This window comes from Paenibacillus rhizosphaerae (genome assembly GCF_014192015.1).
GTDB lineage: Bacteria > Bacillota > Bacilli > Paenibacillales > Paenibacillaceae > Paenibacillus_AQ > Paenibacillus_AQ rhizosphaerae.
Genome location: NZ_JACHXJ010000006.1, coordinates 13,933 through 37,556, shown reverse-complemented (window position 1 = coordinate 37,556; position 23,624 = coordinate 13,933). Strand labels below are relative to the sequence as shown.

16 protein-coding genes are annotated in these 23,624 nt (G+C 56.2%); all 16 read left to right on the top strand.

Features of this window, described 5'->3' with window-relative positions:
• The first annotated feature begins 26 nt into the window (after positions 1-26).
• The 16 genes from FHS19_RS27980 (at position 27) to FHS19_RS27905 (ending at position 23,466) form a co-directional block, all read left to right on the top strand.
• Positions 27-1,013 carry a carbohydrate ABC transporter permease gene (locus FHS19_RS27980; RefSeq protein WP_183585353.1) on the top strand — a complete coding sequence of 329 codons (987 nt, stop codon included), beginning with the start codon at positions 27-29 and terminating at the stop codon, positions 1,011-1,013.
• Positions 1,013-1,825 (top strand): carbohydrate ABC transporter permease, encoded by an 813-nt coding sequence (locus FHS19_RS27975; RefSeq protein ID WP_183586250.1) that lies wholly within the window; start codon positions 1,013-1,015, stop codon positions 1,823-1,825. Before FHS19_RS27980 ends, FHS19_RS27975 begins: the two co-directional genes overlap by 1 nt.
• Positions 1,826-1,878: 53 nt before the next feature.
• Complete coding sequence (gene lacZ, locus FHS19_RS27970; protein ID WP_183585351.1) at positions 1,879-5,025, top strand: beta-galactosidase, LacZ type; 3,147 nt, start codon at positions 1,879-1,881, stop codon at positions 5,023-5,025.
• On the top strand, positions 5,018-5,800 hold the full coding sequence (locus FHS19_RS27965) for an SDR family NAD(P)-dependent oxidoreductase (RefSeq protein WP_183585349.1): 783 nt from the start codon (positions 5,018-5,020) through the stop codon (positions 5,798-5,800). Before lacZ ends, FHS19_RS27965 begins: the two co-directional genes overlap by 8 nt.
• 138 nt (positions 5,801-5,938) lie before the next feature.
• Positions 5,939-7,378, top strand: coding sequence for an aminomethyl-transferring glycine dehydrogenase subunit GcvPA (gene gcvPA, locus FHS19_RS27960; RefSeq protein WP_183585347.1), 1,440 nt, complete (start codon positions 5,939-5,941; stop codon positions 7,376-7,378).
• A complete protein-coding gene (gene gcvPB / locus FHS19_RS27955) occupies positions 7,375-8,946 on the top strand; it encodes an aminomethyl-transferring glycine dehydrogenase subunit GcvPB (protein ID WP_183585344.1) in 1,572 nt (523 codons plus the stop codon). Before gcvPA ends, gcvPB begins: the two co-directional genes overlap by 4 nt.
• A gap of 267 nt (positions 8,947-9,213) precedes the next feature.
• Positions 9,214-10,410 carry a Gfo/Idh/MocA family protein gene (locus tag FHS19_RS27950; RefSeq protein WP_183585342.1) on the top strand — a complete coding sequence of 399 codons (1,197 nt, stop codon included), beginning with the start codon at positions 9,214-9,216 and terminating at the stop codon, positions 10,408-10,410.
• 287 nt (positions 10,411-10,697) lie between these two features.
• Positions 10,698-11,450, top strand: a complete 753-nt coding sequence (locus tag FHS19_RS27945; protein WP_183585340.1) for a response regulator transcription factor — start codon at positions 10,698-10,700, stop codon at positions 11,448-11,450.
• A complete protein-coding gene (locus tag FHS19_RS27940; protein WP_183585338.1) occupies positions 11,419-13,101 on the top strand; it encodes a sensor histidine kinase in 1,683 nt (560 codons plus the stop codon). The genes FHS19_RS27945 and FHS19_RS27940 overlap by 32 nt, the downstream gene beginning before the upstream one ends.
• 155 nt (positions 13,102-13,256) lie before the next feature.
• Positions 13,257-13,562, top strand: a complete 306-nt coding sequence (locus tag FHS19_RS27935; protein ID WP_183585336.1) for a Dabb family protein — start codon at positions 13,257-13,259, stop codon at positions 13,560-13,562.
• 271 nt (positions 13,563-13,833) lie between these two features.
• Entirely contained in the window at positions 13,834-15,471 is a 1,638-nt protein-coding gene (locus FHS19_RS27930; protein ID WP_183585334.1) for a type 2 periplasmic-binding domain-containing protein, read from the top strand.
• A 204-nt stretch (positions 15,472-15,675) separates the two neighbouring features.
• Complete coding sequence (locus FHS19_RS27925) at positions 15,676-16,545, top strand: ABC transporter permease (protein ID WP_246426891.1); 870 nt, start codon at positions 15,676-15,678, stop codon at positions 16,543-16,545.
• A gap of 18 nt (positions 16,546-16,563) precedes the next feature.
• The gene (locus FHS19_RS27920) at positions 16,564-17,451 is read left to right on the top strand and encodes a carbohydrate ABC transporter permease (protein WP_183585328.1); all 888 of its coding nucleotides are present in this window, start codon (positions 16,564-16,566) and stop codon (positions 17,449-17,451) included.
• Between the two features lie 247 nt (positions 17,452-17,698).
• Positions 17,699-19,576, top strand: a complete 1,878-nt coding sequence (gene htpG, locus FHS19_RS27915) for a molecular chaperone HtpG (RefSeq protein WP_183585327.1) — start codon at positions 17,699-17,701, stop codon at positions 19,574-19,576.
• Positions 19,577-19,775: 199 nt separating this feature from the next.
• Positions 19,776-20,942 (top strand): YecA family protein, encoded by a 1,167-nt coding sequence (locus FHS19_RS27910; RefSeq protein ID WP_183585326.1) that lies wholly within the window; start codon positions 19,776-19,778, stop codon positions 20,940-20,942.
• Between the two features lie 262 nt (positions 20,943-21,204).
• Positions 21,205-23,466 carry a helix-turn-helix domain-containing protein gene (locus FHS19_RS27905; protein WP_183585325.1) on the top strand — a complete coding sequence of 754 codons (2,262 nt, stop codon included), beginning with the start codon at positions 21,205-21,207 and terminating at the stop codon, positions 23,464-23,466.
• Positions 23,467-23,624 lie beyond the last annotated feature (158 nt).

Here is a 23,624-nt window from a genome sequence, read left to right as displayed (position 1 = left end):
TACCTGAAGAAAGAGGGTTTTTGAGAATGGCTCAAACCTACCTCCACCCGGCACGGGAACAGTCAGCCGCCCTCAAGGCCTTGAAGAAACGCAGACGAGGTGGGGCTGCTCCCTACCTCTTCATTTTTCCGTGGATATTCGGCTTCCTGGTTTTCACGCTGGGACCGCTGCTGTTTTCGCTCGTCATTTCGTTCTTTGACTGGCCGATCGTCGGCAAAGTGACGTTTATCGGGCTCGGCAACTACGTGGAAATGTTCACCGACGATCCGCTGTTCTGGAAATCGCTGATGGTAACGCTGAAATTCGCCGTGCTGTTCGTGCCGCTGAACATCGTCGTCGCCCTCGGGCTTGCGATGCTGCTCAACCAGAAGGTTCGGGGCAGCGCAATATTCCGCACGGCGTTCTACCTCCCTTCTGTTATCTCGGGCGTGGCGCTGGCCATGATCTGGTCCTGGGTGTACAGCGGCGATTACGGCATCCTGAATTACTTTCTGTCGGTCTTCGGCATTCAGGGGCCGGATTGGCTGAACGACACGAATTGGTCGCTGGTCGCCATGGTCGTCGCCAGCCTGTGGGGACAGGGCTCGATGATGCTGATTTTTCTGGCGGGGCTCAAAGGCATCCCGAAGGACCTGTACGAATCCGCCTCCATCGACGGCTCAGGCAAGCTTCGGCAGTTTGTCAGCGTCACGGTTCCGATGATCACCCCGACGATTCTGTTCAACCTGATCACGTCGATTATCGCGGCGTTCCAGCAGTTGACGCTGGCGCTGCTCCTGACGGGCGGGGGGCCGATGAAGGCGACGTATTTTTACGCGATGTACATGTATGAGAACGCATTTAAGTATTTCAAAATGGGCTACTCCGCCGCCAACGCCTGGTTTATGTTCCTGATCGTGCTGACGCTGACGTTCCTGGTGTTCAAGTCGTCGGAAGCATGGGTGTTCTACGAGGGCGAAATGAAGCGCGGACCGCAGAAGAAACCGAAGCCGGCGAAAGGAGGCCGGGCATGATGAAGAAGACGCTGAGCTATCTTGCGCTGATCCTCTTTTCTCTGCTCTTTATCGCTCCATTGTTCTGGGCCATTACGACTGCGCTCAAGTCTCCGCAGGAGCTGTATCTGTTTCCGCCCAAATGGATTCCGTCCGTCTTCCGATTCAGCAACTTCGCGGATGCCTGGAATATTCAGCCCTTTAATCTGTTTTTGAAAAACACGCTGATCGTCACGGTGCTATCCACCCTCGGCCAGCTGGTGTCCTGTACGCTTGTGGCCTACGGCTTCGCACGGTTCGAATTCAAAGGACGGAACCTGCTGTTTCTGATCGTGCTGGCCACGATGATGATTCCGTGGGAAGTGACGATGATCCCGCAGTATATGGAGTTCAATTATTTGGGATGGATCAATACGCTCAAGCCGCTGATCGTTCCGTCCTGGTTCGGCTCCGCATACTTTATTTTTTTGCTGCGACAATTCATTATGACATTACCGCGGGAATTAGATGAAGCTGCTACGATTGACGGGGCCAGCAAGCTAACCGTGCTGATGCGGGTGATCGTGCCTTTGATGGGGCCGTCGCTCATCCTGGTGGCAGTGTTCCAAATGATGAACTGCTGGAACGATTACCTCGGACCGCTCATTTTTCTGAACGATCAGACCAAATACACGCTGACGCTGGGCTTGTCGCAGTTCAAGGGCATGTACGGCGTGGATATGCAGTCGATTATGGCGATCACCTGCCTGATCTCCATTCCGCCGCTCGCCATCTTTTTCTTCGCACAGCGCTATATCGTCGGCGGCATTGCGAGCACGGGCATCAAAGGCTGACGCCTCTCCCGATCAAGTGAGGAGATGCATCCAGAGAGAAAGGAAGGGAAAGCATGCACAACACGAACCTGCCCCGGGATTGGAACGATCTCGCCGTGATGGAAAAAGACCGGATGAAAGGCAGAGCCTATTTCATTCCTTATGCGGACGCCGAAGGGGCGCTGAGCGGCGACCGCGGAAGCTCGCCCTGGTTTCAATCGCTGAACGGCATTTGGAAATTTCACTATGCACCCAGGCCGGAGCTGGCGCCGGACGACTTTCGGGAAGAAGCGCTGGCCGGCTGGGACTGGGCGGACATCCGGGTGCCGGGACACTGGCAGCTGCAGGGATATGGCAGCCCGCATTATACGGACCTGGACTACCCGTTTCCGGTGGATCCGCCCCGAGTACCTAATGACAATCCAACAGGCAGCTACATCCGGGAATTCGAGCTGCCGCCCTATTGGCAGGGAAGACGGATTACCGTCAAATTCGACGGCGTGGACAGCGCCTTCCATGTGTGGCTGAACGGCTCGTTCGTCGGCTACAGCCAGGGGAGCCGGCTGACCTCGGAGTTTGACCTTACGCCTTATTTACAGCCGGGGATCAACCGTCTGGCCGTTCGCGTATATCAGTGGTCGGACGGCAGTTACCTGGAGGACCAGGACATGTGGTGGCTGAGCGGCATCTTCAGGGACGTCTACCTGATCGCCGAGCCCGCCTCGATCCGCGTCGCCGACTACCGGGTGGTGACCGAGCTGGACGCAAAGTTTGAGCAGGGGGTGCTGGCCGTCCGGCTCGACCTGGAAGGGGTTGAACCGGACGGAGGTGTCGCGCTGCGGCTGCTGGATCCCGCGGGGCAGGAAGCGGCCTCTGCGAATGAATCGGTGACAAACGGCATGAGTATCTTGGAAGTCCGGCTGCCTGTCGCCCATCCGGCTTTGTGGAGCGCAGAGCATCCCGCTCTGTACCATCTGCTGATCACGGTAACGGATGCACGCGGGAGTCAGACCGAGATCATCGCGCAGCGGGCGGGATTCCGGCAGGTCGAAGTGAAGGACGGCAGATTTCTCGTCAATGGCAGGGCGATCCTGCTCAAAGGAGTCAACCGGCATGACCATCACCCGGATACCGGCCGAACCGTGACTTTGTCCACGATGCGCGAAGACATTCTGATGATGAAGCGCCACAATATCAACGCCGTCAGAACGGCTCATTATCCGAACGATCCGCGGTTCTATGAACTCTGTGACGAATACGGACTGTACGTGATGGAGGAGACGGATCTGGAGGCGCATGGGTTTGAGCCTCTCGGGAACATTTCGCGCCTCAGCGACGATCCCGCCTGGACGGAAGCTTATGTCGACCGCGTCCGGCGCATGGTGGAGCGCGATAAAAACCATCCTTCCGTCATCTTCTGGTCGCTCGGCAACGAGTCGGGCTTCGGCTGCAACTTCCGCGCCATGTCCGAGTGGTGCAAGGCGAACGATCCGACGCGCCTCGTGCATTACGAAGAGGACCGGGAAGCGGAGGTATGCGACATCGTCAGCACGATGTATTCCTCCGTGGAGAAGATGGAGGGCTTCGGGAAGCTGACGGACCATCCGAAGCCGCATATTCTGTGCGAGTTCGCCCATGCGATGGGCAACGGCCCCGGCGGATTGCGGGCGTATTTCGATACCTTCGAGAAGTTTCCCCGCCTGCAGGGAGGCTTCGTATGGGAATGGATCGACCACGGCCTGCGCAGGCGCACGGCCGACGGGCGTGACGATTACGCTTACGGCGGCGACTACGGCGACGTGCCGAACAACGGGAACTTTTGTCTCGACGGCCTGGTCTTCCCCGACCGCACGCCGTCGCCTGGATTGATCGAATACAAGAAAATCATTGAGCCGGTTCGTGTGGAGTGGGCGGAAGCTGGGCACATCCGCATCACGAACAAGTATGACTTTATAACACTTGAACATCTTCAGGCCGATTACAGCGTCACGGCCGACGGGCGTACCCTGCGCAGCGGAGTGCTGACCCTTCCGGCCGTGGGGCCGGGGGAATCGGCGGAGCTCGCGCTTCCCTTTGCGTGGGATCGTCCCGAAAGCGGCCTGGAAGCCGGGACGGAGCGGTGGCTGAACGTCGGCTTCACGCTGGCGGCCGACTGCAGCTGGGCGGAGCAGGGGCATGAAGTCGCCTGGGCGCAGCTGGCGCTTCCGGCTGTGGCTCCGGCAGAGGCGTCACAGCATCAGCCAGCCCGGTCCGCTGAGACTGAGAGACTGCGCCGGGACCTATCCGTTCAGGAACGAGGGCATGCGCTGATTGTGGCAAGCGACCGGTTCTGCCTGGAAGCCGGCGGGCTTGAACCCGGCATCACTTCGCTGCGGATGAACGGCAAAGAGCTGATCCGGCGCGGCCCGCGGCTGAACTTCTGGCGCGCGCCGATCGACAACGATATGTATGTGCTGGCGGACTGGCGGAAGGCGCACCTGGACCGGCTGACCGAGCGGGTGGACGATTTCCGCTGGGAGCGGCTTGGCGCGGACGCGGTCCGGCTGGCCTGGTCCTCGCGGATCGCGCCGCCGGTATATGACTGGGGCTTCCGCTGCGAGACGTCTTATACGGTGACGGCAGACGGGCTCATCATTATGGACGTAACCGGATCGCCGATCGGCACGCCGCCGTCGATGCTGCCGAAGATCGGGCTGCAGTTGCAGCTCCCGGGAGATTTGGAGCGGGTGGCCTGGTACGGCCGCGGTCCCGGGGAGAGCTACTCGGACAGCAAGGAAGCCGGACGCTTCGGCGTGTACCGGAGCACGGTGGACGGTCTGTTTACGCCGTACGTGTATCCGCAGGAGAACGGCAACCGCACCGATGTGCGATGGGTCTCGATTGCGGACGGCGCGGGGATGGGGCTGCTTGCCGCAGGCTCGCCTGTGCTGGAGTTCAGCGCAAGGCGGTACGCGGATCAGGATCTGGAGCAGGCTCAGCACATGACGGAGCTCAAGCCGCGCGACTATATGACGCTGAATCTGGACTACCGTCAGAACGGGCTTGGCAGCAACAGCTGCGGTCCGGCGCAGGCACCGGAGCATGCGGTGAAGCCCGAACCGTTCCGGTTCCGGATGCTGCTGCAGCCGTATTTGGCGGAGGATCAAGCGCCGGAGCGGCTGAGCCGGCAGATGATCGGGGAAGCCGCGCGATACCCACTTAAGGAGGAGAACGATGCTTAATACACAGGACGTTTTGAACTTGTCGGGGAAAGTGGCGGTCGTGACCGGGGGAGCCTCGGGCATCGGCCTGGCCACCGCCGAGCTCCTGGCGGGCTTCGGCGCTCACGCTGTGCTGATCGATATTAACGAGGCGGCCGGGGAGGCTGCTGCCGCAGGCATCCGTGCTGGCGGCGGCTTGGCCACCTTCCGGCGCTGCGACGTCACCTCGGCCGCGGACTGCGAACGGACCGCGGCTGAAATTGCTGCCGATCTGGGAGGCATCCACATTCTGTTCAACAATGCGGGCGTCATCCGCCGCCAAAGCGTGACCGAACTGGAGGAGCGGGATTGGGATCTGGTACTTAATGTGTCCCTCAAAGGCGTCTACCTCCTCTCGAAGTATGTTATTCCGGTGATGGAGCGGGGGGGCGGAGGCAGCATTATCAATACGGGCTCCGGCTGGGGTCTCAAAGGCGGAGACCGAGCCGCGGCCTACTGCGCCGCCAAGGCCGGCGTCGTGAACCTGACGCGGGCGATGGCGATCGACCATGGGCCGGCGGGCATCCGCGTCAACTGCGTATCGCCCGGCGATACGGACACGCCGCTGCTTCGGGACGAAGCCAAGCAGCTGCAGCAGGATGAGGCGGCTTTCCTCGTCGCCTCCGCCGGGGGACGCCCGCTCGAGAGGCTCGGCACGCCGCGCGATATCGCGAATGCGGTGCTGTTTCTCGCGAGCGACCTGTCCGCCTGGGTCACGGGCAGCGTGCTCGTCGTCGACGGCGGCGGGATTGCTTGACCTCAAAGAGTATCGTTTTTTTCAACCATAGAGATGGAACTAAAGTTTTGCATCGAACTTCCTGCGATAGCGGCCCGTTAGAGGCTCACAGCATATTCATATCTTTAGTTCATTCTTTACAGAACGGAGGCGTTAACTTTGGCAGATCATAGAACATATGCCCATCCATATATACCGAATACCGTCCCGGAAGTCCGGGACGCCATGCTGCGGGAAATCGGACTGACTTCCCTGGATCAGCTGCATGACGCGATTCCCGATCACCTGAAGCTGGAGCGGGAGATGGACCTCCCGCCGGCCATGAACGAATACGAGCTGCGCCGGCATATCGAAGGCATACTCGCCAAGAACAAGCACGGCGCGGATTATTTGAATTTTTTGGGGGCGGGCTGCTGGCAGCATTTTATTCCGACGGTCTGCGACGAAATTAACCAGCGCTCCGAATTTGTGACGGCTTATGCCGGCGAACCTTATGAGGATCACGGCCGCTTCCAGGCGCTGTTCGAGTATCAGAGCCTGCTGGCCGAGCTGGTGGATATGGACGTCGTCAACGTTCCGACCTTTGACTGGGCGCAGGCGGCGTCCACGGCGATCCGCATGGCCGGCCGCATCACCGGTCGCCGTACGGCCCTGGTCCCGCGCTCGGTCGATCCGGATAAGGTCGCCATCATCCGCAATTACTGCACGCCGGTTATGAACATCCGCATGGTGGAGATCGACCCGGCCACCGGGAAGATGGATCTTGCCGACCTGCAGCGCAAGCTGGATGGGGACACCGCCGCCGTCTATTTCGAAAATCCGGGGTATCTCGGCATGATCGAAGACCAAGGCGCTGACATTTCCCGCCTCGCCCATGCCGCTCAGGCATTGTCGATCGTCGGCGTGGACCCGATCTCCCTCGGCGTGCTGGAGCCACCGGCCCGTTACGGCGCGGACATCGTCTGCGGGGACCTGCAGCCGCTCGGCATGCATATGAACTACGGCGGGGGACAGGCCGGATTTATCGCGACCCGCGACGAAGAGAAGTTCGTCATGGAATATCCGTCCCGGCTGTTCGGCATCGTTCCGACGGAAGTGGAGGGCGAGTACGGCTTCGGCGACGTTGCGTACGAGCGCACCTCGTTTGCGCTGCGGGAGAAGGGCAAAGAATCCGTCGGCACGCAGACCGCCCTGTGGGGCATTACGGCCGGCGTCTATTTGGCCCTGATGGGACCAAGCGGCATGCAGGAGGTGGGCGGTACGATCGTTCAGAAGGCGAAGTATGCAGCCCTTCGGTTGTCCAAGATTCCAGGCGTATCCCTGCGCTTTGGCGGCACGCCGTTCTTCAAGGAGTTTGTTGTCGATTTTAACGGAACAGGACTCACCGTGGCCGAGATCAACCGCCGGCTGCTTGATGAAGGGATTTTCGGCGGCAAGGATTTGACGGCAAGCTATCCCGAGTGGGGGCAGTGCGCCCTGTACTGCGTCACGGAAATTCATACCCAGGCGGATCTGGACCGCCTGGCCGGAGCCGTCCGTGCCATCGTGGACACGGGCACCTCGGCGGCCGGAGCATCAGGAGAGGAGCAGACGCCATGAAACGGATTGTCAGGGACCGGAAGGTCCGCCAGTTCCACCAAGCCAAATGGGATGAGCCGGTCATCTTTGAACTGCACCGTGCGGGAGAGCGGGGCGTCATTCCGCCGCAGGCCGAACCGGCCGTTACGGCGGAAGCCGGAGGCGTGCAGGACGCCATCCCGGCGAATATGCGCCGCAGCCAGGCGCCGGCCCTGCCGGAGATCGGCCAGGCCAAGGTGCTGCGCCATTACCTGCGCCTCTCCCAGGAGACGCTGGGCTCGGATTTGAACGTCGAAATCGGGCAGGGCACCTGCACGATGAAATACATTCCGCGGATCAACGAAATGCTGATCCGCAATCCCCGCATGACCGAGCTCCATCCGCTGCAGGATGTGAGCACGGTGCAGGGCATGCTGGAAGTCTATCATCATCTGGACCTCGCGATGCGGGAGATTTCCGGTATGGGCGCTTTTAGCTTCCAGCCGAGCAGCGGCACCCAAGCGCTGCTGGCCATGGCCTCCATCGTGCGGGCTTATCATGATTCGCGCGGGGAGGGGGAGAAGCGCAATGAGATCATTACGACGATCTTCTCCCACCCGTCCCAGGCGGCGACCGCTGCCGTCAAAGGCTACAAGATCATCACCCTCCATCCGGACGAGGACGGATTCCCGGACCTGGAGAAGCTGAAAGCTGCGGTTTCCGAACGGACCGCCGGTTTCGTCGTGGCGAACCCGGAGGACACCGGCATTTATAACCACCGGATCCGCGAGTTTACGGACGTGGTGCATGCCGCCGGCGGGGTCTGCTATTATGACCAGGCCAATGCCAACGGCCTGCTCGGCATTACCCGCGCGAAGGAAGCGGGCTTTGACATGTGCTTCTTTAACCTGCACAAGACGTTTGCCGCGCCGCATATGTGCGGCGGGCCGGCCACCGGCGCGCTCGGCGTGACCGATGTGCTGAAGCCGTTTCTGCCGGGACCGTTGGTGGATCAGGCGGCGGACGTGGGCTATGTCCTGCGGGAGCAGGGAGAGCACAGCATCGGCAAGGTCCGCAGCTTCCACGGCGTCGCCCAGACGGTGCTCCGCGCGTACGCGTGGATTCTCAGCCTCGGCGCGGAAGGGTTGAAGGATGTCGCGCAGATCGCTGTGCTGAACAATAACTATCTGTACCACAAAATCCTGCAGATCCGTGGGGCCAGCGCACCCTACATCAAGGGCCGCCGCCTGGAGCAGGTCCGCTACAGCTGGAAGCAGCTGACCGACGATACCGGCGTCACAACCGAAGATATTACCCGGCGGATGTGCGACTTCGGCCTGCATTACTGGACGTCCCATCATCCATATATCGTGCCGCAGCCGTTTACGCTTGAGCCGACCGAATCGTACTCCAAGGAGGATCTTGATGAGTACATTCAGGCACTGGAGCATATTTCAAATGAAGCGTACACGACTCCCGAGAGGGTCCGAACGGCTCCTCATGCCAGCACGGTTCACCGCAATGACGAATCGTCCCTGGATGATCCGCGGCAGTGGTGCATCACCTGGCGCGCCTATCTGAAGAAGACCGAACCGTCCACGGTGAAATAATCATGAATCAACTTGTGATACCAAGGCCAAAGCCGAAACGATGGCTTTGGTCTTTTTTTATGGATTTTGCCCAATATAGTCCTCCGGATCCGGCGGACGAATAGGTCATCCGGTTCCCTTGTGATCGTTATCCAAAAAACTCGTAAAATTTGGAGAAGGAATAACCCTTTTCATAGAGAACTATGCTTGTATAGTCCATAAAACAGCCAAGGATGGACTGCATTGTTCACAGCCAAAACAACCAAATATTTGGAGGAGTGATCGAGGGTGAAGGAGAAGGTGCGTGTTGGAATGATCGGTCTCGGCGCACGCGGCATGGGGCTGCTGAGAGGAATCATCCTGCATATGGAAGATGTTGACGTCGTCGCGGTTTGCGACCTGTATGAAGACCGCTGCGAGGAGGCGGCCGGCTATGTCCAAGAGACAGGAACCGCCAGACCGCTGGTAACGACCAAATATCAGGAAGTTGTGGCTCTGCCGGGGCTGGACGCCGTAGTTATCGGCGCATCCTGGGCGGATCATATTCATATTGCCGCTGCATGCATGGAAGCGGGGATTTACGTGGCCAGCGAAGTCGGCGGCGCCTATTCGGTGCAGGAGTGCTGGAAGCTGGTGGAGACGTACGAACGCACCGGCGTGCCCTGCATGATTATGGAGAATTGCTGCTACGGACGGGAAGAACTGATGGTGCTGAACATGGTCAAGCAGGGCGTATTCGGCGACATCGTTCACTGCGCCGGCGGCTACCATCATGATCTGCGCGAAGAAATTGCCTATGGCATCGAAAACCGGCATTATCGCCTAAATAACTATATTCACCGCAACTGTGAAAACTACCCGACGCATGAGCTCGGCCCGATCGCCCAAATCCTGGGCATCAACCACGGCAACCGGATGGTATCCCTCGTATCCATGTCCTCTAAGGCCAGAGGCATGCATGAATACGTCGTCCGGGAGAGAGGCGCCGATTCGGCGCTTGCCCAGACCGAATTCATGCAGGGCGATATCGTCACCACCGTGATCAAGTGCGCCCATGGCGAAACGATCACGATCACGCTCGACACGACGCTGCCCCGCTACTACTCCAGAGGGTTCACAGTCCGGGGCACCAAGGGGATGTATGTGGAGGAGAACCATTCCATTTACATCGACGGGCAGCATGACGAGCACCACTTTGACTGGAAAAGCCAGTGGGGCAACGCCGATTCTTTCCGCGAGCAGTATGAGCATCCGATCTGGAAGAAATTTATCAGCGAAGGCGTAAAAGGCGGTCACGGAGGCATGGACTGGCTGGTCTACTCCGAATTTATCGAATGTGTGAAGAACGGCACGGATACGCCGCTTGATGTGTACGATATGGCAGCCTGGATGAGCATCTCGGCCCTTTCCGAAGAGTCAATCGCGCTCGGAGGGCATCCGGTGGCAATTCCGGATTTCACGAACGGGAAATGGATGAGCCGATAGATTGATATAGGATCACTTTTTTGAAAAATTTACCTGCAGCCATTTCGGAAAAACTGTCCCGAATGCACAGGTTACGGGCGCTGGCGATCAAGCCGGCGCTCTTTTTCTCGTCTTACGGATGGGCATGCCTATCCCACTACCAACAATTTATTGAAAGCACTTTCACTTCATATGATATAATGCAATAAAAGCAGACATACCTAATATATCAATCACTTCCATCAATTGCATCGCTAAAGCGGAGCATCCGCATATATTATTAGCTCATAAGGAGACGAGTCCGTACGATGTTTAATGTTCTTGTAGTAGACGATGAGCATGTTCAACGAGAAGGCATCAAGGATTTGATATCAGAATACCGGTTCCCGTTCCACGTGCTCGAAGCCGAGAATGGCCGCGCGGCCGAAAATATTTTGAACCGCCACCCCATCGATATTTTGATTACCGATGTCAAAATGCCGCTGATGAGCGGCCTCGAGCTCGGCCGGCTGGCGAAAAAAACGCAGGACAATCTCAAAATCGTCATCTGCAGCGGATACGACGAATTCGAATACGCGAAAACCGCCATAAAGCTGGGCGTCGTCAATTATCTGCTTAAGCCGCTTGTGACCGAGGAATTTTTGGAGGTGATGGAGGAGATTACGCGGATTCGCCCCCATGTCGGCGAACTGGAGGTGGAATCGGAGGAATCGAAGGTGATCCGCCAGGTGAAGGAGTTCGTGAAGGATCATTTTCAGCGCGACCTGTCCCTGACGGAGGTGGCCAATGAGGTGTACCTGTCCCCAGGATACTTGAGTATTTTGTTCAAGAAAGAAACTGGGATGAACTTCTCCAAATATTTGACCGACCTCCGCCTTCGCAAGGCAGGCCATCTGCTGCTGAACTCCAATATGAAAATTAACGACATCGCGGCGTTCATTGGCATCGACAACACCTCTTATTTTTGCCGGCTGTTCAAAACCAATTACGGCGTCAGCCCATTACAGTATAGAGAGAGCGGGAATGCCCATGCTTCACTGGATCAAAAGCAGGTTCAATGATATCCGGTTCAGAAACAAGCTGCTGCTGTCCCACCTTTTTATCGCCCTGATTCCCATTCTGCTGCTCGGCGTTCTTGCCTTTATCCAGTCCTACCGTATCCAAATGAAGGAGCTGAAGAGCGAAGCCGCGGCCAGTCTGGACCAGGTGGCGAACATTCTCGATTATAAAATCAACCGTTACAATACGCTGAGCGAATTTATCGTGCTGAACCGCGACTTTTCGAAATTGTTCACCCGGAACTATGGAGGCAACTACTTCGAGATGTTCCTCGATTTCCGGGATATTATGGATCCGCTCATTTCCAATACGAAGACGATGGACGACAATATCGAGGGCATTACCTTCTATACGTCCGGGGATTTGCTCGGCATCCGCGACAACATTTTGCCGCTCAGCGATTTGAAGCAAAAGCCGTGGTTCGAAGGGTACCGGGGCAGGCATTGGGTGGTGGACGGCAGTCACGTCTACCTGGTGCAGGAGCTGATCAGCAATTTGAAGGATAGCAACTACATGGTGATCTCGGTCAATTACGACAGCATTTTCTCGGATATGGACAAGCTGTCGGATCATATTACCGTGCAGATTGAGGGTCCGCAGCACCAGCCGATTTTCCGTGAACAGATGGCGGAGGCGCCCGCGCAAGGGGCCACCCGGCTCGATCGCACGCTGAAGAGCAACGGCTGGACGATCCATTATTATCTGTCCAATGCGAATGCGTATGTCAACGCGCTGACGTTTTTCAAAATCACCCTGCTCGTCATTGCCTTAAGCCTGCTCGTCGCCTTTTTCCTGATCTATATCGTGTCGAACAACTTCACAAGGCGGATCATCCATCTCAAGAACAAGGTGGACAAGGTGGAGCAGAACAACCTGGACGTTGTCATCCAGAGCTCTTCCCGGGATGAGTTCGGGGAACTGACGAACGGCATCGGTAAGATGCTGGGGCGCATCAACAGTCTGATCCACCAGGTATACCAGGCGGAAATCGCCAGACAGCAGAGCGAGTACCAGCGGCTGATCAATCAGATCAACCCCCACTTTTTGTACAACACGCTGTCTTTTATACACTGGCGGGCCAAAAAGAAGCGGGACCTGGAAACCGGGTACATGGTATCGACGCTGGCCAAGTTCTACCGGACGACCCTGAACGGGGGCAGGGATATGGCGACGGTATCGAACGAAATCGAGCATATCCGGGCGTATTTGGACCTGCAGCTCGTCATGAACGACGGGGATTTTGATGTGGAGTTTCAAGTGGAAGAAGATACGGCGGATTTGAAAATCATTCATTTCGTGCTGCAGCCGATCGTGGAGAACGCGATCAAGCATGGATTCACCCATCCGGAGGCCGAGGAAACTCCGCGGCTTGTCATTGCGTCGCACCGGCAGGAGGGCATCCTGACGCTGAGCGTAACGGACAATGGCGTCGGCATGACCCCTGTCCAGGCTGCAAAGCTGCTGTCGGCCGAGAACGGGGGAACCGGCGTGAAGAACGTCAACGACCGGATGAAGCTGTATTACGGGCAGCCGTACGGCCTTGCCATCGACAGCGTCCCCGGGATTGGAACGACGGTCACCCTGACGTTTCCTGCGGAGCCTGGGGACACGGCGCCGAAGGGGGTCGTCGAGAGCGCGGCTGCCGTTCCATAAAGGGCGGCGATGGGCGGTAGAGAAGGCGTGTGTATCCGTTTCGAAGTGCCAGTGGTCAGCAGGCGATCCTGTTTTTAGCGCGTAGAAGGAAGAGCCGGCTTCCATATGGAAAGAAGGTAAGGAAGGAAAGAAGCAATGAGGAGGAAGAAAACCCTATGTTTGAGCATTTGGTCTCATTTAAATTTAACCGTATCCTTGAGCCGGAGCTGGAGCAGGAGCTTCTTGGACTGCTGCGGGGGCTGAAAGATCAGATTCCAGGCATCGTTGACCTCACGGCCGGCGTCAATGAAACGGAGGAAACGGAAAACATCCACGGGTTCAGCATCGGCCTTCGCGTGACTTTCAAAGACCGCGAATCGCTGCAGGCCTATGGGCCGCATCCGGCGCATCAGACATTTGTCAGCAGACTTGACGGCTTGATCGAGCAGGTCGTGGTGGTGGACTATCCCGTTCAAGGCTGAACATCAATAATTGGTGAGGCTGTGTGGAAGCCGACAGTCGTGCTGCCTGTGGGCATATACCGGGGAAATTCTGTTCTTGATCAACCTCTGGTTGTTGTCCCAGAGCCAAAGGAGCGTCCCTCTCGGGGCGCTCTTGTTGTGTGGCGGATCCGCCTTCGGGGCATTCATGAAAAAAGTGACACAGAACGGAAAAATGTGATATATACGATTTTTTTGCAACCGCATACAATTTTAATTGTACAAGGAATCGACAAGAGAGGGGTTCAAAGGGATGAACAAGCGAAAAATATCGTCACTGCTGGCCGTTACGTGCATCACGGCGCTCATCGTCAGCGGATGCGGCGGAGGAAGCGGCAAGGCGGAGGACAAGGCTGTCAGCGAGAAGGACTACGAGCCGTACAGCAAGTACGAATCTCCGGTGGAGTTTACCATCGGACGGAATACGAGCCATACGAACAATTTGCCGAAGGGCGATTCAATCGAAAACAATATGGCGACCCGATATGTCGAAAGCAAGGTGAACGTGAAGGCCAAAGTGGCCTGGGAGACCGACGATATGGACCAGAAGCTGTCCTTGTCGATGACGACGGGGGAGCTGCCGGACGTGATGCTGGTCAGCCGCACGATTTTCAACCAGCTCGTGGACAATGATCTCATTGAAGATATGACAGAGGTATACGAAAAAACCGCCTCCGAGGGCGTCAAAAACATTTACTCTTCTTATGGGGATCTGCTGCTCGACCAAGTGAAGGTGGACGGCAAAATCATGGGTCTGCCGATGACGAATATCGGCAATCAGCATCAGCTGCTGTGGATTCGCAAGGACTGGCTGGACAAGGTCGGCGGCAAGCTGCCGCAGTCTGTGGACGATGTCTGGAACATAGCTAAAACCTTTGTAGAGAAGGATGTCTCCGGAACCGGCAAGACGATCGGGTTCGGGATGAATCAGGATGCGATGAATTTCTCGCCGATTTTTGCAGCCTATAATGCATTTCCAGGGCAGTGGATCAAGAAAGACGGCAAGGTCGTGTACGGCTCCGTGCAGCCCGAAATGAAAGAGGCGCTCGCCGATTTGGCCGAGCATTACAAGGAAGGGCTGATCGACAAGCAGTTTGCGGTCCGCTCAGACGAAGAGAAGGAAGCGCTGGTCATCAACGGCCAGGCCGGCATGCTCTTTAACCCATGGTGGATCGGATACACGAACTATAAGGATTCCATCAAGCAGGATCCGAAAGCCGAATGGGTGGCGGTATCCGCTCCTGTAGACGAGAACGGCAAATTTAAAACGATCCGGCAGGACCCGGTCGGCGGAGGCATTGTCGTTGTGCGCAAAGGCTACCCGCATCCCGAGGCGATCATGAAATCGATCAACCTGACGACGGACTTCCTGTACTCGCTCACGGACGACGCCGTCCAGTACAAGAAGGAGCATGCCAGCGAAGGGCTGACCGACCACAGCCGCTGGAACAACGAGCCGACGCAAATCCCGATGCAGGTGGACTATGACGATGTCCTTAAGCGTTATTATGACGACATCATGAAGGCCGACAAAGCGGGCAGCGCCGACGGAATCCAGGAAGACCGGGTCGTATCTTATGAAGCGTACCAGGAGTTCAAGCAGAAGGGGAACGCGGTCGACGCCAACACGTACGGCGAATATCTCTCCCGGGTCGAAGGGCAGCGGGAGGCGAATAATCCGAACCTCGAAGTGATACCGGCCGGTTTCTACGGCACGACGGAAGCCATGAAGCTGAAATGGGCCAACCTGCAGAAAATGGAGCAGGAAATGATGCTGAAGATCATCATGGGACAGGCTGGCATCGACGCTTTTGATCAATTCGTGTCGACCTGGAAAAAGACCGGCGGCGATGAAATCACGCAGGAAGTGGAAGAGATGAGCAGCAGGTAAGGCGGATTCGAGGCTTGTACGCAAACGTCAGGGGGCCCGGCTTCGGTTTGGCTCCTTGCGTTGTTCATAGGGGCCGTTCACCGGCCCCAGTCAATACATCCTGGATAAATGGAAGTGATAAACATGTCTTCGCTGGAAGCAAGTCTCAATACGGAGCGGCAGGTTTCGGGACGGATACGGAGGAAACGGAAAGCCTATCATGAAATGACGTATCACTTCATGCTGCTGCCAGGCATGGTGCTGCTGTTCATTTTCTCCATCGTCCCGATGTTCGGCATCGTGATGGCCTTTCAGAAATTCATTCCGGCCAAAGGCATTTTCGGCTCCAAATGGGCCGGGCTGACCAACTTCACGTATATGTTTCAGCTGCCGGACGCGAAGCAAATTTTCGTCAATACGCTGGTTATCGCGGTCGGAAAAATCATACTGGGGCTGATCGTGCCAATCGTGTTTGCGCTGCTGCTGAATGAAGTACGCCTGAAGGTGTTCAAAAGCACTGTGCAGACGATCGTGTACCTTCCCCACTTCATGTCCTGGGTCGTGCTCGGCACGATGATGACGATGATCTTCTCTTACGACGGGATGGTGAACAACATCCTACAGCTCTTCGGACTCGAGCGGACGATGTTTCTCGCCAGCAACGCCTGGTTCAGGCCGCTGCTGATCGTGACCGACACCTGGAAGGAGTTCGGGTACGGAACGATCGTCTACCTGGCCGCCCTGACGGGCATCAATCCTTCGCTGTACGAATCGGCCGCTCTTGACGGGGCAAGCCGGTGGAAGCAGACGCTGAACATTACGCTGCCCGGAATTTTGCCGACGATCATCCTGCTCGGCACGCTGAGCCTGGGCAATGTGCTGAATGCCGGCTTCGATCAGGTGTTCAATATGTACAATCCGCTGGTGTATCAGACCGGAGACATCATCGACACGTTCGTGTACCGGATGGGTCTGATCCAGATGCAGTATTCGTTTGCCACTGCGGTCGGCTTGATGAAATCGGTCATCAGCTTCGTGCTGATCGTCGTGTCCTACAAGCTGGCTTCCAAATACGCCGGTTACCGGATTTTCTAGAAAGGGGCGCTGATTTGCATGATACAATCGAGAACGTTCGGGGCGCAGGCTTCCCGCTTCCTGATCATCCTGGTGCTGGTGCTGATCGCCTGCCTGTCCCTGGCCCCGATCATCAATACGATCATGGTGTCGGTGAGCAGCAGCACGGCGGTCAACGCGGGCAAGGTGTATTTTCTCCCGGTGGATATCAACTTCTCCTCGTACGCTAAAATTTTGGACGACGCGAAGTTCTGGAGGGCTTTCCTGGTGTCGGTGGAACGGGTCGCCCTGGGCGGAGCTATCAACATGCTGCTGACGGTTCTGATGGCGTACCCGCTGTCTAGAACGGCCTCGCAGTTCCGGGCCCGCAACGTCTATATGTGGATTATCGTGTTCACGATGCTGTTCAGCGGCGGCATTGTTCCCTGGTACATGGTCATCAGCAAGCTGGGAATGATCAACTCGATCTGGGCGCTCGTACTGCCCGGCGCGGTACCTGTCTTCAACGTCATCCTGCTGATGAACTTTTTCAAAGGGATTCCGAAGGAGATGGAGGAGGCGGCCTTTATCGACGGGGCGGGTCCGCTGAAAATTTTGTGGCATATCTTCATCCCGGTTTCCATGCCCAGCTTGGCGACGATTACGCTGTTTGTCATCGTGGGCCACTGGAACAACTTCTTCGACGGGATCGTGCTGATCAACGACAGCCATAAAATTCCGCTGCAAACGTACCTGCAGCAGCTGAGCTTGACGCGGGACCAGATGCAGAATCTGTCGGTCGAACAGCTGCAGCAGTACAACAAGATTTCCAACACCACGCTCAACTCGGCCAAAATTCTCGTATCCATGATCCCGATCCTGCTGATCTATCCGTTCCTGCAGCGGTATCTCATTCACGGCATCGTGCTGGGGTCGGTCAAGGAATAGGCCGTTTCTGAACAGGCAGAACATGACAGCAGCAATAAAGGATGGGGCTGACCGCCTAGCTTTGCAAAAAGCTGACGGAGCAGCCCTGTTCGGCGTTTGCCGGGGCTTTCCGGAAGGGACGCGGAAGTGGTGCGGATAACCAATTGTTGACTTCAAAAATGAACTTATGTTATATAAAAATAAGAATAATTAGCACTCATTATGTTTGAGTGCTAAGATACTATGTTCGTTGAGGGGAGTATGCTAGATGGCCATGAAAGAGTTTAAAGCCGAGTCGAAACGACTGCTTGAAATGATGATCAACTCCATTTATACGCAGCGGGAGATTTTTTTGCGCGAACTCATCTCCAACGCCAGCGACGCTATCGATAAAATCTATTATAAAGCGCTAACAGACGACCAGCTGGTTTTCAATAAAGACGACTATTACATCCGGATCACACCGGATAAACAAGCCAGAACGCTGACGATTTCCGATACGGGCATCGGGATGACGCAGGAGGAGCTGGAGAACAATCTGGGCGTCATCGCCAAGAGCGGGTCGCTTGCTTTCAAGAATGAGAACGAAGCCAAGGACGGCCACAACATTATCGGCCAGTTTGGGGTGGGCTTCTATTCAGCCTTTATGGTGGCGGACCGGGTGACGGTCATCACCAAGGCACTTGGCTCCGATACGGCGTACAAGTGGGAGTCTGCGGGAGCGGACGGATATACGATCGAGCCTGCGGCGAAGGATACCGTGGGTACGGAAATTACTTTGAAAATCAAAGAAAACACGGATGAAGACAATTACGATGAGTTTCTGGAGGATTACCGCCTCCGGACGATTATCAAGAAGTACTCGGATTTCATCCGATACCCGATCAAGATGGACGTCACCGGACACCGGCCAAAAGAGGGAGCGGACGGCGAGTTCGAGGAGTACAGCGAAGAGCAGACCGTGAACAGTATGGTTCCGATCTGGCGCAAGAACAAGAGCGAGCTGACCGAAGAGGACTACGTCAACTTTTACAACGAGAAGCGCTACGGGTTTGACAAGCCGCTGACGCATGTGCACATCAAGGCGGACGGCGCCGTTGTGTACAACGCGATCCTGTTCATTCCGGAGCACACCCCGTTCGATTATTATACGAAGGAATATGAGAAGGGACTTGAGCTTTACTCGAACGGCGTCCTTATTATGGAAAAATGCGGCGACCTGCTCCCGGATTACTTCAGCTTCGTCAAAGGGATGGTTGATTCCGAAGACCTGTCGCTGAACATTTCCCGAGAAATGCTGCAGCATGACCGTCAGCTGACGCTGATCGCAAAAAATATCAAGAGCAAGATCAAGAGCCAGCTGCAGACGCTGCTCAAGGATGAGCGCGAGAAATACGAGAAGTTCTATGAAGCGTTCGGCAGACAGCTGAAGTTCGGCGTGTACAACAATTACGGCGCGGATAAGGACGTTCTTCAGGATCTGCTGCTGTTTACCTCTTCCAAGGAGAAGAAGCTGGTAACGCTGGACGAATACGTATCCGGTATGCCGGAAGATCAGAAATATATTTACTACGCGGCCGGCGGATCGGTGGAGCGGCTTGAGAAGCTGCCGCAGACGGAAATGGTGGCCGATAAGGGCTACGAAATTTTGTACTTCACCGACGACATCGACGAATTTGCCATCAAGATGCTGATGAAGTACAAGGACAAGGAATTCAAGTCGGTATCAAGCGGCGATCTCGGCATTGAGACGGAAGCGGACAAGAAGGATGAAGCGGCGGAGACGGAGAGCAAGGAGCTCTTCGAGGAGATGAAGAACATTCTCTCCGGCAAGGTGAAGGACGTCAAGGCTTCAAAACGGCTGAAGTCCCACCCGGTCTGCCTGTCCACGGAAGGCGACTTGTCGATCGAAATGGAGAAGGTCCTCAAAGCGATGCCGAGCGGCCAGGACATCCAGGCCGACAAGGTGCTGGAGATCAACATTCACCACGAGGTGTTCCAGTCCCTGAAGGATGCTTATGACAAGGACCGCGAGAAGCTGGGCCTGTACACGAACCTGCTGTACAACCAGGCGCTGCTGATCGAAGGGCTGCCGATCCAGGATCCGGTCGAATTTACGAACGATATTTGCAAAATCATGGTGTAAGCCAAGCTCCTACCCGACTTGCGGCAGATGCTTGACAGGCGGTACAACCCGGCCTGCCGGAGTTTTTTCTCCGGGCCGGGTTGCTTTTTTTGCCGGAGGGCGGGCTGCGAAGCGAACATCGTGTATAATGGTAGGAGGGCGCAAGGTGATGCCTTAACCGGTCATGCTGCGCATGCTTAATAACGAAGAAGAGGTGTACATGTTGGAAGACCCTACGTTACAACTGGAACAAACAAACATACAGCACGCCATCATCGGCGAACCCATGACCAGCTTGTCCGAGATTTTGCTGAGCCTGACCAAGACGAGGCTGTCCGCGCTGGCTTCCGTCCACAGCATCACAGGTCGTTCCAAGATGAAGAAAGAAGAGCTTGCCGAAGCGCTGTCGGATTACGTCACGAATACGGAGCATTTGTCGTCCATGCTGCTCCAGATGGATGGTGCCGAATGGAGCCTGTTTGAGACGCTCCTTCAGGAGTCTTCCGTTCAAGATAATACGATTCCATACGGGGATTATGCCTTTTTGCTGGATCGCGGGCTTGTATTCAGCTTTTTTTCGGAAGGTCAGCTGCACCTGATCATGCCGGAAGAAATAAGGGACGCCATCCGCAAGGCTGATCTGCCGGCTTTGAAACAGCAGCACGGCCAGCACCAGCTGGCTTATCAATATATTGTTGCCGCATCCCATTTGTACGGAGCGGTTAAGCTGGACAAGCTTCTTGAGATCTACAACGCCCAGAATGAACAGGCGCTGAGTTCGGAGGAGCTTCTGAATGAAGTGAACGAGGCGATCGGCCGGGGCGAGAACCTGCTCCTCCACGGCGGATACATCGTGAACGGCTATCTGCTTCATGATCTGGACGAGCAGAAGATCAACGACTGGATCGCGAAGGTCGAAGGGAAACCGTATTACGTTCCGGACCAGGAGGAGCTGCTCCGGTATACGGACGAAACGTATTTTGAGATGACGCCTCAGCTGTCCGCGCTGCAGCAGTACGTGCTGCGGGAGCTGTGCAAGGACAAGGAGACGGTGGATTACCTGATTGACGATCTCCAGCTGGCGTGCGCCAAAGGTTCGTCGATACAAGATCTGATCTACGAATTCGAGAGCCGCAAAATCAATTTCAAAAACCCGCTTCAGGCCCAGCAGACGATTCAACTGCTGACCGAAGTCTATAACCATACCCGGATGTGGGCCAATAACGGCCATACCCTGGTAGAGCTTCAGGCCATTGCCGACGGCGTTAAGCCGGAGCTGGTGAAGCTGGTGAACGTTTCCGCAGCGGATACCGTGCCGAAGGTGGGACGCAACGAGCCTTGCCCTTGCGGCAGCGGGCTAAAATACAAGAAATGCCACGGAAAATAAACGCCTAGAGCTCTATTGACCCTATATAGATCATCAACTGCAGGAGCGACAGTCCGGACATGAACGTCATGTCCGGACTGCCGTTTTTTTGCGTTTGCCTCTTCTCATATTCTCCATTGCATATGGATTGATTCCGAACGGCCCCATCCGATAGAATAAAAAGAATAAAGAAAGCGCTTTCCTAAATTAGCCGCTATGATAGCCCCTTTTATCCGTTAACGTGATTTCATGACAAATAACCCGTGAAAAGGAGTGATTGGCATTGCGGAACAGCTGGTACCACCGAATGCTGCTTTCGTATTTTCCCATTTTTTTGATCACTGTAACGGTTCTCGTGTTCCTTTCTTTCCTCGTCGTCAATGAAATCTCCCAGAAGGAGACGGTGAAGGCGGACCGGATTTCTACGAGGTATATCGTGGATACGGTCCAGATGGTTCTCAAGGAAATTGAAATGAACGCCCTGGATGAAGTGGAGCGGAACAGCCGTTACAACGATTTTCTTCAGGCAAACGGGCCGCGTGAACGGGATGCGGTATACGCGGTTGTGGACAGCCTGCGGACCCTGGCTGCCAAAGACGAGCTCGTGGATTCCGTGTATGTGTACCGGAGCGGGGACCGGCAGACGCTCACAACGAGCGGTCTCCTGGCGTGGGACGAGTTTGCCGACAGGCCGTTTGTCGAGCAGGCGCTGAGCCAGCCGGCATATCAAGGCTGGTCCCCGATCCGCGACTATCATGAAATGGGGAGCGATGCGAAGCGGCGGGTCATCTCCATGTACAAACGGGCCCCGCTTCCGTTCGGCACGCAGGGCTTTGTCGTCATTAACGTCAATATGTATGCGCTGGAGCAGAAAATCCGGACCATGAAGGCTACCGATGTGTCCTTTCTTCAAATCCGCGACCGGGACGGAAATCTGATCTTCTCGACGCGTCCGTCCGAGCCGGAAGGTATAGAAGCCGTTGAAGGCCGCATTCTTAACCGTATTTCGTTCCAGGCCACCGGCTGGACGTTTGAGAGCGGGATCGCAGCGGGCCAGCTGTTTATGTGGGTTTCGGTCGTTTCGTACATCTGGATCGTCATCGGCGTGGGCACTGTGCTGGCAGCCGTCGTCTACTTACTGTATATCACCAAACGCAATTATAAACCGATCCGCGCCATGATGAACCGGATCGAAGCGGTCCGTGACCGGATGGATCCTCCGGGCGGCGCCAAGAGCGACGAGCTGCTTCTGATCGACCGGGCATTGGAAAATTTAATCCGGCAGACCGCCGACTATGAGAAGCAGCAGCAGGAGAACATGCTGATCGCCCGAAGGCAGCTGTTCATCGACCTCGTTCAGGGCGAACGCCTTGGAGACGCAAACGAGCGTCTGGAACGATTGAAGCCGCTGCCGGTACAGGTCACTTGGCCTTATCAGCTGGTCCTCGTGGAAATACTGGAGTTTTCGCGATTTCAGCAGGGCTTTTCAGTTCAGGACCAGAGCACGCTCAAGTTTGCGCTGACCAATGTGCTGCAGGAAATGGCCCGCGACGAAGGCTTGCACAGTTGGGGGGAATGGACGGAAGCGAACCGGATGGGCCTGCTGCTCGGCAGGGACCAGGATGAGACGGAAGAAGAGACGCAGGAGAGGATCCGAAGGCTGTCGGAGCGGGGCATCGCGTGGACCTATGACCATTTGGGGTTGTCCCTGATGGTCAGCGTCGGCCCGCGTTCGGACTCATGGGAAGAGGTGTCCGCCTCGTATCAGGGGGCCGCCAGGGCACTGCAGCATAAGCTGTCGCTTGGCCAGAGGGCGTTTATCCTCAGCGAGGACATGCCGGCTAACGCGGCGACCAGAACATATACCCACCTGCAGGGCATCGCCGAATTTGTGAAGCAGTTCCGGCTGTCCGACGACGATTGGCGGAGCCGTCTAGAGCGGATTTTTGACGACCTGAAGGCGGATGCCCTGAAGGATGAGGATATCCGCATGATGCTGCTGGCGATGATGGAAATGCTGGCACGGGAGGTCGGAGACCTTTCCGAACAGCTGCAGTCCTTTTTTACGGGCGAGCGGGCCGGATCTTGGCGCCGGGCTGTCGAGGAGACGACGTCGCTGGAACAGCTGCGAACCTTGTTTACGGAGCAGCTTGCAGAAATTTACCGTACGTTCGTCGCCGTCAGCGAAACGAAAAGCCACCGGGCGATGATCGTGGAGATGAAGGCGTACATCGAAGAGAATTTTGCCGATCCGGATCTGTCGTTGAAGCATCTGAGCGACCGCTTTCAGATTTCGGGCAAGTACGCGAGTTACCTGTTCAAGGAAGAGTTCAACATGAAGTTCGTGGACTTCATGGTCCAGCTGCGGATGGCCAAAGCCGAGCGGCTGCTGCTGGAAACCGACGACACCGTCCAGCACATTGCACTTCAGGTCGGCTACGCTAATTCCATTACATTCGGCCGCACGTTCAAGCGGGAGGTCGGGGTAACCCCGGGCGATTACCGCAAATTAAAGGCGAAGACGCAGCGTGACGTTCCGATTTAAGGAACGCGCCTGAGGGCAGAAGCAAGAGCCGCAAGCAGTGCACCAAGCCTTACGGCTCCTTGCTAGAGCGGTATTCTGAAAATAGTTTATTGCCGGAAAACGGTTTGCTCTACAGGAGGTCACGGTTTTCCCGCATCTACGCCCAAATGGTTTATCGA

Bases quoted from the DNA above. Each gene is read 5' to 3' on its own strand.
- FHS19_RS27910 (WP_183585326.1), top strand. From the start codon at position 19,776: ATGTTGGAAGACCCTACGTTACAACTGGAACAAACAAACATACAGCAC.
- gcvPB (WP_183585344.1), top strand. From the start codon at position 7,375: ATGAAACGGATTGTCAGGGACCGGAAGGTCCGCCAGTTCCACCAAGCC.
- FHS19_RS27965 (WP_183585349.1), top strand. From the start codon at position 5,018: ATGCTTAATACACAGGACGTTTTGAACTTGTCGGGGAAAGTGGCGGTC.
- FHS19_RS27945 (WP_183585340.1), top strand. From the start codon at position 10,698: ATGTTTAATGTTCTTGTAGTAGACGATGAGCATGTTCAACGAGAAGGC.
- FHS19_RS27935 (WP_183585336.1), top strand. From the start codon at position 13,257: ATGTTTGAGCATTTGGTCTCATTTAAATTTAACCGTATCCTTGAGCCG.
- FHS19_RS27930 (WP_183585334.1), top strand. From the start codon at position 13,834: ATGAACAAGCGAAAAATATCGTCACTGCTGGCCGTTACGTGCATCACG.
- FHS19_RS27975 (WP_183586250.1), top strand. From the start codon at position 1,013: ATGAAGAAGACGCTGAGCTATCTTGCGCTGATCCTCTTTTCTCTGCTC.
- FHS19_RS27920 (WP_183585328.1), top strand. From the start codon at position 16,564: ATGATACAATCGAGAACGTTCGGGGCGCAGGCTTCCCGCTTCCTGATC.
- FHS19_RS27925 (WP_246426891.1), top strand. From the start codon at position 15,676: ATGACGTATCACTTCATGCTGCTGCCAGGCATGGTGCTGCTGTTCATT.
- FHS19_RS27980 (WP_183585353.1), top strand. From the start codon at position 27: ATGGCTCAAACCTACCTCCACCCGGCACGGGAACAGTCAGCCGCCCTC.
- FHS19_RS27940 (WP_183585338.1), top strand. From the start codon at position 11,419: ATGCTTCACTGGATCAAAAGCAGGTTCAATGATATCCGGTTCAGAAAC.
- lacZ (WP_183585351.1), top strand. From the start codon at position 1,879: ATGCACAACACGAACCTGCCCCGGGATTGGAACGATCTCGCCGTGATG.
- htpG (WP_183585327.1), top strand. From the start codon at position 17,699: ATGGCCATGAAAGAGTTTAAAGCCGAGTCGAAACGACTGCTTGAAATG.